Here is a 12,679-nt window from a genome sequence, read left to right as displayed (position 1 = left end):
TCCAGGGTCAGCGCACGCCGGCAACCAGCCGCGCCTCGCTGCACAGCCGCGCGCCGAAGTCCTCGCAGCGCGCGTCGAACCCGTAGGCCGCCGCCCGGCGCAACGCGAAGGCCGTCACGTCGTGCAGGTAGGTGCGCTCCGGCTTGCGGCCGGCCGCGGTGCGGGCCTCGAAGTCGGCCTGAAAATCGCGCGCCCACTCCTCGTAGAGCCGGTAGCGGTCGCAACGGTTGCCGGGGCAGCCCGCCCGCGCCAGCGCCTGCGCGATGTCGACCAGCGGAACCGTGATGGGCATGTCGTGTCCTTCGCGCATGGCACGGGCTTCGTCAGAACTTGCCGAGCACGTTCAGGAACCACCCCTTGCTGCGGTAGCTCATGTCGGTGAGGTTGTCCGAGTAGTCAGTGAAGTTGTAGCCCACGCCCACCTTCAGGTTCTCGTTGACGTGGTAGTACGCGGCGGTGACCCAGCCGCTCTTGCGGTCCTTGAGTTCCTTGGCGCGCAGCGTGCGCCACTCGAGCATCCAGTCCCAGTTGCGCACCAGCTTCCAGTCGACGCGCAGCACGGCGAGTTCGGCCGAGCTCTTGAACCACGGCAACGAGTTGTCGCGGCTCGCGCGCAGCTCGCCGCGGCGCCAGGCGTACTTGCCGCCGATGGTCCAGCGCGGGTCGATGTCGTAGGTGGCGTCGATCGCGAACACGTGGCTGCGCTGCTGGTAGTCGATGCCGGTGGTCGACACGGTGCCCAGGCTCGAGTCGACACCGCCCGACACCACCTGCCCCGGCGACGACAGGTCGTACAGGTAGGTGTACTTGAAGAGCAGGTTGAGCCGGTCGTTCAGCGCCGGGCGCAGTGCGTAGCCGAGCATGGCTTCGGTGTACTTGGCGGCGGCCAGCGTGCCGGTGGTGCTGTCGCTGTCGGCCCAGTTGAACTTGCCGACCCAGCGCGCGTCGTCGTCCACCTTCCAGCTGAAGGAGTTCTTCACCAGCCAGCTGGTGCGCGTCTCGGCCGTGGTGCGGTCCTTGCGGTATTCGAGGCCGCCGCTGTACTTCATGCGCTCGCTCGAATAGCCGGTGGTGAAAGCCACGGCCTCGCGGCGCGTGGCACCCAGCGTCTCGGCGCCGATCCAGCCGTTTTCGAAGTTGACGCCGAAGGTCCAGCGCGTGTCGGGCGCGTACTGCACGCCGTAGGCATGCGTGAGGCCCGGCTGCGTGCCGGTGGCCTGGCGGTGCTCGGTGAACATGGTCAGGCCGTCGCCCACGCGGGAGCGCACGCCGGTCACGAGGCTGCCGCCGCGGCCGATGAGGTTCTCGTCGGTGCGGCCGGTGTCGGCCACGTAGGTCATGTAGAGGTTGGAGCGGTCGTCGTACTGGTAGTCGACGCCGGCCTTGCCGGCCAGTCCGCCGTCGCCGGTGGAGACCTCTCCGCGCAGCGCGAGCTTGTCGTTGACGCGGTAGCGCCCGCCGAAGCCCAGCCGGTCGTTCTCCAGCCGCGTGCCGGTGCGCCGCAGCGTCTTCTGCGCAAAACCGTAGGCGCTCCAGCGGTCGCTGCCGGTGTATTCGAGCTGCACGGCCGCATCGGCGCGCTCGCCCGACACCGCCTGCGTGGTCGGCAACGACGGGCTGGTGATGAGCGCGTCGCCGGTCTTGTCGTCGTAGCGCAGGCCGAGGCCGAGCTTCCACTCGGGCGACAGGGTCAGGGCGTACTGCGCGTCGAGCACGCTGCTGTTGTAGCCGTCGCGCTCGTCGCGGCGGTCGGCCTTCAGGCGCAGCTCGCCCGCTCCGCTCTGGCCCTTCTCGCCGAAGGGCACGGTGGCCTGCACGCCGGTCTGGCGCGTGGCGTTGCTCGCGTACTGGCCCGGTGCCGAGAAGCCGGCGTCGCGCGACTGTGCGTAGGCACTCACGCGCCCGCCGCCGCGGATGTCGAAGTCGCCCAGATCGGCCTGGCCTTCGAGGCGCCATGCGTTGGCATTGCCGGTGGGTCCGTTGCCCAGCGTGTTGCCGATGGCACCATTGCGCCCCGTAAAGCTGAAGCCGCCGTCCAGCGAGTCGAGCTGGCTGGTGCCGGGGCCCTTGCTGCGCGCGAACTCGCCCTTGAAGTAGGTGTTCTCGGTCTTGCGCAGCGTGATGTCGGCGCCGGCCAGGCGCTGGTCGCCGCCGATCTGGTCCTGCCTCGACGCGGTCACGCCCACGCCCACGTGGTCGTTGGCCCACCACGACACGCGGCCGCCCACGGCGAGCGTGTCGAGCGAGGAGGTCAGCGGCGTGTATTCGTAGTCCACCACCAGGTAGGTCGGCATGCCGGTGAAGCCGCCGGCGCGCACCAGCGAACCGTCGTCCGACAGACTGGGCAGCGGCGCCGACAGCAGCACGCGGCCCTGCAGGTAGTCGATCTCGTAGTCGGAACTCGGCACGAGCTGCGTGCGCTTGAGCACGAAGCCGGAGTCGCGGTCGCGGATCTCCAGCGTCACGCGTTCGGCGCCGCGCGTGATGTCCTGGTTGCGCAGGTAGTAGAGCGATCCGCCGGTGCCGCGGAATTCCTCGCGCGCGGCCAGCGTGCCGGGCTCGGCCGCGAAGGCGTCGACCTTCAGGCGCGCTTCGCCGAACGAAGTCGATTCCTCGCCCAGATAGCGGCCATGAAAGCCGTAGAGGCCGCGGCTCACGCGGGTGAGTTCGGTGTCGCCGAAGTTGAGCTTGAAGTTGCCCCACATGGCCTGCGAACGGCCATCGTCCACGCGCAGGTAGAAGCGGCCCTGCGTGGGCGCGTCCTCGATGGTGGTGGAGTCGTCGCCGAAGGTGCTCCACGAGTCCTCGGGGTCGAAACGGCGGAACAGCGAGGTCGGGTCCTTGCGGTCGAGGTTGCGGAACAGCTCCTTCAGCGGACGCTCTTCGGTGTCGACGCTGGCCGTGAGCGTCCACCGGTCGTTGAGCTGGCCCTTGGCGTAGCCGGCGATGCGGCCTTCGCTCCAGCCGCCACCGCCGTAGCGGTTCTTGTCGTTGGTCATGATCGCGGCCGGGCCGCTCACGCTGTTGCTGCCCACGGTGAGGTCGGCCTGGCCCACGAAGAACCAGTCGCTCGCGGGCAGTTCGAAGTCGCGGCGGTAGGCACGCGTGGCGCCCTGAGCGTCGGTAACGGCGATCTCGCCGGTCTGCACACGGCGCGGCACCAGCTGCTGGAACACGAAGCGGCCGCTCTCGTCCACCGGCACCGCGAAGCCGAGCGCGCGCACGCTCTCGCCGGGGCGAATGGCCGCGCCGCTGGCGGTAACGGTGCCGGCGCTCAACGGAATGTTGGCGATGGCGATGTTGTTCTGGCCGTAGCCACGCAGCAGCTCGCGCGTCGGGTCGGGCGGCGTGCCGGTCTCGGGCTTGTGACGCTGGGCCAGCGTGAGCGAAAGGTCGTCGGTTTCATCGAAGCGGCCCTGGCGGTCGTACACGCGCACGCGGTAGTACAGCTTGCCGCTCGCGCCTTCCGCGAGGCGGTTCAGCAAGCCTTCTGGCACCTGCCATTCGCCGCGCAATGCGGCGTCCAGCGGCACGGTTGCGACCAGGCGGCGCTGCATCACGTCGTTGGCGGTGAACACGCGCAGCTCCGCCTTGCTGGTGAACAGCAGGTAGTTGCTGTAGCCGGCAAAGCGCACGGTGTCGCCCGCCACCACGGTGGTGGGCCAGGCGCTGGCGCTCAGGCGGCGCGGCTGCGAGAGGTTGTCGTATTGCAGGCGCAGCTGGTTGCGCTCGAGCTGCACGTCGACGCAGCGCTGGCGATCGGCACTCGTCGTGCCTTCGGCGGACGGGAGCTTGCCGTCGGCGGACAGCAGCTGGCCGTCCACGCTCAGGCGCAGTGGCGCGTCGTCGGTGCCGAAGGCGGTGAAGGTGCGGCACACGCCGGGGTCGGCCGGTGCGGGTGACGGTGCCACGATTGCATCGCGCCAGTACACGCGCACTTCCACGCGCCTGTTGGCGGCCCAGTTGCCGGGGTCGGCGGCGGGAGTGGCCACGGGTGCGTCGGGGCCGCGCGAAGTTGCGGAGGCCGCGGCCTCCGGCAAGCCCAGGCGCTGCGTGAGGTAGCGACCGGCCTGCTGCGCGCGGGCCAGGCCCAGCGCGTGGTTGTCGGCGAAGCGCTCGCGCGACTTCGCGCTCAGGGGCTGCGTATCGGTGTGGCCGACGATCTCGAAGCGCAGGCCGTCGCGGCCCTTCACCTGGTCGGCGATGCGGTCGAGCTGCGCGCGGTCGGCGGGCAGCAGGCCGTCTGCACCGGAATCGAAATGCGGCGTGCTGGTGTCGCTGCGTTCGTTGGGCGATGCGGCCACGGCGGCCGTCGCCGCGCGGGGCTCGACCGCATCGCCGAGCACGAAGGTCGCCTTCGGCAGCTCGCGCTCGCTGCTGCGCGGCAGGCGGCGCGCACCGTCGATGTCCACGGCGCGCGGGTCGGCCGTGGCCTGGTCGAGCATGCGGCCGCGCACCGCGGTTTCCTGCGCGGCGGCCAGCCCCATGTTCAGGCAGGCGGCGGTCACGGCGCCTGCAAGGGCCATGCGCTTCGGAAGCGTCTTTCTTCTTCTCATGTCGGCTCGCTGGATCGGGTTCGGTGTCTGTGGGCGGGTCATGGCTTCGCCTCGTCCGAGGCGGCGGTGGCGGGCACCAGCTCGACCTCGATGTCCAGGTTGAAAAGCGGCGGCTCGTTGCGCCCGGCGCGTTGTTCGCCGAGCTGCTTCCAGCGCGCGAGCACCGCGGCCTTCACCGCGTCCGTGCGCTGGCGGCCCAGCGATGCGGGCTCGCCCTGCGCGGCCTTGTAGGCCAGCCGCAGCACTGCCGTCTTTTCGGCGAGCACGTTCACCGTGCGGTCGAGCTCGCCCGCGAAGCCGGCGCGCAGCGCGGCGGCGCCTTCGTCGAAGGCCGCACCCTGCAGCGCAAGCCGCACCACGCGGTGCACGGTGGCGCCGAAGTTGATCTTCAGCACCTTGCCGCGCGTGGCGCGCTCGGCTGCCGGGTTCTCGCTGGTGGTGCGATAGCCCGAGGGCAGCGTGCGCTCGTCGAGCTTGAGCACCAGGTTGCTGCCGGTGCCTTCCTTCGGAATGGCGGCGCAGGCGATGTGGTAGCGGCCTTCGGCGTCGGTGGTCGCGAGCACGCCGTTGACCGTTGCGATGCGCACGTTGGCCAGGCCCGGTTCGCCGTCGTCCTGGTAGCCGTTGGCGTTCTTGTCGTCGTAGACCTTGCCGATCACGTCGGTGCAGTCGAACAGCGCATCGGGCACCACGCGCACGGTGGCCGTGGCAAGGTTCGACAGCGTTCGGCCGCCCACGCCCTGCAGGGCGACGACCTGGTTGACGAACTCGCCCTCGCCCACGCCGACCCCCACGCCCGCGACCATCAGGTATTCCTTGGTCTCGTTGGGCGCGAAGTTCTGGCCGGGCACCACGACCTGGCGGCCGTTGATCTGCGGCACCACCGGCAGTGCCACGCCGCCGGGCATGGTGCGCACGGTGAGCGAGCCCTGGATGTAGCGGAAGCCCGGCGGCAGCGTGTCGACCACGGCCACGCCCGGCACGGGGTTGCCGCGCGTGTTGCGCGCCGTAATGCGGTACGGCAGCAGCTCGCCCTTCTTCACGGTGAGCTTCGATGTCGTCTTGCGCAGCTCGATGAGCGTGGCGTCCGACGGGTCGAGCGGGATGTTGTTGGCCACCACGTGCTGGCCGCCGCCACCCGGCATCTTGAACAGCAGGTAGTAGCCCGCGCCGGTGACCAGCGCCGCGCCCGGGCTCACCACGCAGGGGTTGGTCTGCGCGGGTGCCGGGCCGTTGGCCGGCGCCGCGCACGACTGCGTGCCCAGCGCGCCGGCCGCGGCCGGGTACATCGACGACGGCAGGTAGGCGCCCGGCGGCGTGATGGCCAGGCGGTAGTCGCCGGCCGGCGCGCCCGGCAGCAGGAAGAAGTCGTAGTAGCCGTTGGGGCCGGTCGTGTAGCTGTCGCGCCCGTCCAGCAGGTGCTGCGCGGGGTCGAAGCCGGGCGGGCCGACCAGGCGCACCACGGCGCCCGCCACCGGCGTGCCGCTGACGCTGTCGTACACCACGCCGCCCGGGTCGTACGGCAGGTCTTGCTTCTGCACGTTGGCGCCTGCGTTCACGCGCACCTTGATGGTGAAGCGCGGATCGCTCGCGGCGGGCGTGGGATACGGTCCGCTCGCGCCGTTCTGCGACGCGTCGGTCGGCCACACGCCGCCCACGACGCGGCCGTCAGGCGCGCGGAAGCGCACGCGGTATTCGCCGGGCACGAGGTCGCCGAAGCGGTAGCTGCCGTTGGCGCTCGTGGTCACGGTGTAGAGCACGGTGGCCGCGGTTTCCGCGCAGGCGTTGCCGCCGTCGGCGCAGCGCAGCAGCTCGACCGTCCAGCCTTCGCCCTGGCCCTCGCCCGACTCGCGGGTGCGGTTGTGGTTCTGGTCGAACCACACGGTGCCTGTGAGCGAGGCGGGCTGGTTGCTGTGCTCGTTGAAGTCGTAGCCGGTGCCGTGGGCGTCCAGGCCGGTGAAGTTCACGCGGATCTGGTTCGGTCCCTGCGCGGTGCCGCCCAGCGTGCCGGGCACGGCAATGCCTTCGTCGTAGCCGGTGGGCTGCGTCTCGGTGACGGTGTAGCCGCCGCTGCCGGGCAAGGGCAGGCCGGGCAGTTCGTAGCGGCCGTTGGCGTCGGTGACGGCGGTGCGCGTCACCGGCTGGCCCGCGGCATCGGTGCCGGTGAGCGTGATGGTCACGCCCGGGATCGGCAAGTCCTGCGGTTCGCGCGTGCCGTTGCGGTTGGCGTCGTTGTAGACGGTGCCCGCCAGCGATGCGCCGCGTTCGCCGAAGTTGTAGTTGTCGCCGTTGCCGCCGCGGTACGCAATGGCGCCGATGACGTCGTTGCCCAGCGTGCCGCTGGCCGTGCCCTCGAGCGTGCCCACGGCGTCGAGGCCGTCGGCATACGTCACGGGCTGCGTCTCGCGGATGGTGTAGCCCGCGGCGTCGGCCGGCAGCAGGCCGGTGAAGACGTAGCGGCCGCTGGCATCGGTGACCACGGTGGCGTTCACCGCCAGGCCGCTGGCCGAGCGGCCGGTGAGCGTGAGCGTCACGCCGGCAATGCCGACCTCGGTGGGCTGGCGAACGCCGTCGTTGTTGGTGTCGACGTACACCCAGCCGGCAATCTGGCCGCCGCGCTCGCCGAAGTTGTAGTCGACGCCCACGTCTTCCGACACCAGCACGAGGCCGCCGAAGCGGTCGTTGGTGCCGCCGGGGTTGACGGTGCCGCGCGCGGCGCCGCCCACAGTGCCGAGCGACTCGGGGCCGTCGGCCACGCCGGCGGGTTGGGTCTCGTCGATCTGGTAGGTGCCGGGCGTCAGCGTGTCGACCAGGTAGCGGCCGTCTGCAGCGGTCTGCACCGTGCGGTCGACGGCGTTGCCCTGGAAGTCAGTGCCGGTCACCCGGATGGTGGTGCCGGCGATGCCGGGCTCGCCGCTGTCCTTGGTGCCGTTGGACGGCGCCACGTCGGCATACACGTAGCCCGAGAGGCTCGCGGGCTTCACCGCCGAGAAGTTGTTGCCGGCCGAGCCCGAGCCCGCGGCGCCAAGCACGATGTTCTGGATGACGTTGGCCGTCGAGCCGTTGGGGCCGTTGGTCACGCCGGTGCCGCCGGTCGGCACGGCGCCGGGCGTGCTGCCCGCGCCGCTGACGTTGCCGGCGCGCGTAATGCCGGGCAGGTAGCCCGTGGGCCGCGTCTCGGTCACGGTGTAGCTGCCGGGCGCGAGGTTCGGAAAGCTGTAGTCGCCGCTGGCGTCGGTGGTGGTGGTGCGCGACACCGTCTGGCCGTTGACGTCGGTGCCCGTGAGCGTGATCGTCACGCCCGCCAGGCCCGGCTCGGTGGCCGGCGCGCCCTGCGCGCCGCTGCCGTCGCGGTCGTAGTACACGCGGCCCGAGATGCCGCCGGGCAGCAGCTCGCCGAACCAGTATTCGCCCTGCGTGGTCGGCACGCTGGTGCCCGAGACGGTCACGCCGGTGATGACGTTGCCGCCGCCTTGCGGCGTGCCGGGTTGGCCGTTGTTGTTGGCCTTGCCCGGCGCGTAGTTGGCCGGCTGCGTCTCGGTGATGGTGTAGCCGCCCGCGCCCGACGGGGGCACGTTGCGGAACTCGTAGCTGCCGACCGTGCCGGTGGGCACGGCCAGGATGTTCACCGCGTTGCCCGCGGCGTCGGTGCCCGTGAGGCGCAGCTCGACGTTCGGGATGCCGGTGTCGCCGGCCTGCGGCACGCCGTCGTTGTTGGCGTCGACGAACACGCGCGTCGTGATGCGGGTGAGCAGCTCGCCGAAGTCGTAGCCGGTACCCGTGACGTTGGAGCGCAGCGCGATCGCGCTCACCACGTCGTTGCCCGCGGTGCCGCCGGCGGTGCCGGCCGCGTCGCTGCCGTCGGCGAAGGCTGCGGGCTGTGTTTCAGTCAGCGTGTAGCTGCCGGGCGTGAGGTTGTTGAAGGCATAGTTGCCGGTGGTCACGGCCGTGGTGGTTGTCAGCGACACCGGGTTGCCGAACATGTCGGTGCCGGTGAGCGTGACGGTCACGCCGGCGATGCCGGGGTCGCCCGCGCTGGCGGCGTTGTTGTAGTCGGCGTCCTGGTAGACGCGGCCGGCCAGGCTGGATGCGCGTACCTCGCCGAAGTTGTTGGCCGTGGAAGCGCCGCCCGTGCCGAGCACGATGTTGTCGATGCGGTTGGCATTGGAGCCGTTCGGGCCGTTGCTGGTGCCGGGCGGGACCGTGCCTACCGTGCTGCCCACGCCGCTGACGGTGCCCGCGCGCGTGATGCCGGGCTGGTAGGCCGCTGGCTGGTCTTCCACCACGCTGTAGGTGCCCGCCGGCACGGTGAAGCCCCAGTTGCCGTTGGCGTCGGTGGTGGTGGTCATGACGACCGCGTTGCCCGAGCTGTCGGTGCCGCTCAGGCGCATGGTCACGCCGGCGATGCCGGGCTCGCCGCCGTCGATCAGGCCGTTGCCGTTCAGGTCTTCGTACACGCGGCCGGACAGCGCGCTGTTCTGCACCGTGATCTGGCCGTCGTTGAAGTTGTTGCCGGCGTCCGGATCGGCACCGCCGTTGGTGTCGCCCGAGCCGGTAGTGACGATGTGCGCGCGGTTCGTGAGCACGGTGCCGTTGGCTGGCGCGGCGCCGCTGAAGCGCACCGGAATGCGCACGGTGGCCGTGCCGTTGGCCGGCATCGAGGTGATGGCGCAACTCACGGCCGTGCCGCCGGCAACGCCGGTGCAGGTGGGCGCGGCGGGCGTGAAGGCGCCGCTCGTGACGGTGAACACCGGCGTGCCCGTCAGCACCAGCGGCGCGGGCAGCGTGTCGGTGAAGCTGGTGGTCTCGGCGCTGTCGGGGCCGTTGTTGCGCAGCTGCACGAGCCAGTCGAAGGTCTGGGCCGACGACACGGTGGCCAGCGGCGTGGCGGTGCCGGTCGTGACGGCGGCCTTGGAGACCACCTGCACGTCGGCCTTGAAGCGGAAGGTGGTGTTCTCGGCCACCGCGTTGTTGCCCTGCACGGTGTCGAAGGCGTTGCGCGTGGCGTCGAAGAAGTCGACCTTCGCGTTGTTCTGGAAGGTGCCGCGCGACGTGCCCCTGAGCACCACGCGGAACTGCAGCGAACTGAGCTCGCCGGTAGACGTGGGGCCCGTGCCGCCCAGCGTCGGGATGGTGAACACGATCTGCCCGCCGGCCGAGCCGATGGCTGCGCCGCCGGCCAGCGCGAAGCTGGTGCCCGTCGGGGCATTCGACGGAATACTCACCGACACCAGCGTGGGCGGTGTCTCGCCGCCTGGGCCGGGCAGCGGCAGCGTGTCGATCAGGCGCACGTCTTCCGCCGTCGACGCGCTGTTGTTCGACACGGTGATGGTGTAGCCCACGTCGTCGCCCACGTTCACCGGGTCGGCATCGTCGCGCTTGGTCACGACCAGGTCGTACACCGGCGCGGTGACGGTCGCGGGCACGGCGGCGTCGTTGTTGGTGCTGAGCAGCTCGGGTGTGTCGGTGGCAACGTGCGCGCCGTTGGTCACCGCGGTGCCGTTGAGCGCGTACAGCGGCCGCACGCGCACCGTGACGGTCTGCTGCACGTTGCGGTTGAGCGAGCTCCAGCTGCACACGAGCTGGTTGTTGGTGGTGCCGGTGCCCGTGGGCTGCGTGGTGACCGGTGTCGTACCGCAAGTGCCTCCGCCGGAGGCGACGGCCGTGAGGAACATCAGGTTGGCCGGCAACGTGTCGGTCACGCTCACGGCGTATGCACGGCTCAGGCTGTCCGGTACGTTCCGGTTGACGACGGTCAGTGTGTAGGTGAGCAGCTGGCCGACCGGCACCGAGGCCGGGCTGGCCGACTTGGTGACCGTCACGTCGCTGCGCGCCACGAGGTAGGCAATGGTGCTGCCGTCGTTGTTGGCCAGGTTCGGGTCGGCCGGCGTGACCGCCAGCGCGTTCGCCGTGTTGTTGATCTCGAAGCCGTGGTCGGTGGCCGAGCGGCCGTCGCCGTAGTGCGACGCGACGACGCGTATCACCGGGCACAGCGGCAGCGCGCTGACGGCGTCGGTGCTCGCGCGGCAGACCGGCAGGGTCGACAGCGTGCAGTTGGAAAGCGATGCCTGGCCGAAGCCGCCGCCGTTGGCCGGCAGCGCGCAGGTGCCGGCGAAGGTGCCGCCGTTGGCGGTCTGCGTGACGTTGCCGGCGCCGATCACCTGCGCGAAGGCGTCAGTGACGACCACGTTCTGCGCTTCGGAAGGACCGGTGTTGACCACCTCGATTTCCCAGGTGACGGGCTGGCCCGCGATCTGGCGGTTGCCGGCGCTGTCGCCGATGCCCACCACGCGCTTGAGCACTTTCACGTCAGCGGCGGTGGCGACGTCGTCCACGCCGGTGCCGAGGTTCACGCAGTCGTTGCCGGTGTTGGCGTCCGGGTCGGTGCCGAGCGTGGGCGCGCTCGCGGGCAACGCCACGTTCACGCACATCCTGTTGACGATCTGGCCGCCGCCCGACGGCAGCGCCGGGATGGTGGCGTTCACGATGATGTAGCCGCCGTTGCGCGCGCTGGCACCGTTCGACAGGTCGACATCGATGTCGGCGGCGAGCGTGCGCGTGCAGGTCACGGTCGCGGGGCCGGGCACCGGCGTGGCGGGCGTCGGGACGACGGTGGTGCCGCCCTGGGTCACCGTGCAGGTGTAGCCGTCGCGCTGCGTGACGCTGTTGATCTGCACGCCGGCCGGCAGGTCGTCCACCAGCTGGATGGTGCTGCCCGCCAGCAGGCGCGTGCTGCCGAGGTTGGTGCTGCCGACCTGGTAGTCGAAGGCCTGGCCCAGCGGCACGTTGTTCTGCGGCCAGCCGCGTCGCTTGTCGGCGCGGAAGTCGGTGGCGGAGACCGCCACGTCGGCGGGCACGCTGCCCGTGGCGGAGTTGGCGATGGGCCCGGTCGCGCTCACGGTGGCCTGGTTGACGACGCCGGTGCCGGCAGACGAGGCGATCACAGGGATGAGGATGTCGCCGAGCGCCACGTTGGCGCCGCCGGTGCCGCCGATGTCGGTGCGCGTGCAGCTGACCGTCTGGCCGGCGACCGAGCAGGTCCAGCCGCCGCCCGCGGAGAACGGCTGGATCGTGAAGTTGGCCGGCAGCGTGTCGCTCAGCGTGACGCCCGTGGGAGCGGTGCCGCTGAAGCTCGGGCTCAGGCGGAAGTTGAAGCGCTGCCCCACCAGCAGCTGGCCGCCGTCATGGCTCTTGGCGAGCGCGAGCACGTAGCCCGCCGTCACGGTGGTGTTGGCGGTGGCGCTGTTGTTGGTGGAAACGCCATCGCCGATCGAACCCGCCGGCACCACGGCCGGCTGGTGCGTGATGGTGGAGCCCGCGCCCGCGGTGACCACGCCGTTGACGGTGAAGGTGCGCGTGTTGCTGCCCGGGGTGGCCGGCGTGGCCGGCACGTTGCAGGTCAGCAGGCTGCCGCTGATCGAGCAGCCTGAGGGCAGGCCGGAGCCCGAGACCGACAACCCCGTGGGAATGGAATAGGTCAGCGTCGAGCCCGAGCTGGTGTCGGGGCCGTTGTTGGTGAGCGTGAAGACGATCGGCACCGTGCTGCCGCTCGGCGCGGTGGCCGGTGCGCTGATGGCCACCGACACGTCGGCGCCCTGGTTCACCGTGATGATCTTGGTTTCGCTCGAGCTGCCCCCGCTGATCGCGGCGGTGACGCTCAGCGTGCCCTGGACGGTGGTGCGCAGCAGTACCTGGAAATCGCGCAACTCGTTCGCACCCAACGTGATGCCCGAGCAGGTCAGCGTGCCCGGGCCGGCTGCGCCCACCGCGACGCCGGACGAGCAGCTGCCCACAGGAACCGCGCCGGTGCCCATGTAGATGGTGTTCGCGGGGATCGTGTAGGTGAAGGAGGCGCCCGGCGCGCCGATCGGCAGGCTGTCGGTCTCGGCGATGGTGATGGTGCTGGTCACCGTGCCGCCAGCGGGAAGGATGTCGGGCGAATGAACAAGGCTCGACACCTGCGGCACGGCATGCGCGGCCGCGGCGAACAGCAGCCCCGCCAGAGGCGCTGCCACGCGCGTCAGGCAGCGGCGCAAGCGCGCTGCGTTGGAAGGCACGTCGCGACGCGCCGACGCGTGCGACAGATTCGTTGGGGTCCTGAACATCCCGTCCCTCGTGATTGC

At 70.9% G+C, this 12,679-nt stretch carries 3 protein-coding genes; all 3 read right to left on the bottom strand.

The features are described from left to right. Positions 1–7: 7 nt before the first annotated feature. From NWF24_RS06155 to NWF24_RS06145, 3 genes are read right to left on the bottom strand one after another with little or no spacing between them, the layout of a single operon-like run. Positions 8–292 (bottom strand): hypothetical protein, encoded by a 285-nt coding sequence (locus NWF24_RS06155; protein WP_258353420.1) that lies wholly within the window; start codon positions 290–292, stop codon positions 8–10. A gap of 31 nt (positions 293–323) precedes the next feature. Further along, positions 324–4,598: an OmpA family protein gene (locus tag NWF24_RS06150; protein ID WP_258353419.1), complete on the bottom strand. Its 4,275-nt coding sequence runs from the start codon at positions 4,596–4,598 to the stop codon at positions 324–326. Further along, entirely contained in the window at positions 4,595–12,661 is an 8,067-nt protein-coding gene (locus tag NWF24_RS06145; RefSeq protein ID WP_258353418.1) for an SdrD B-like domain-containing protein, read from the bottom strand. Before NWF24_RS06145 ends, NWF24_RS06150 begins: the two co-directional genes overlap by 4 nt. Positions 12,662–12,679: the final 18 nt, after the last annotated feature.

It is taken from the genome of Variovorax paradoxus, from assembly GCF_024734665.1.
GTDB lineage: Bacteria > Pseudomonadota > Gammaproteobacteria > Burkholderiales > Burkholderiaceae_C > Variovorax.
This window is presented reverse-complemented; position numbering and strand designations above follow the sequence as displayed.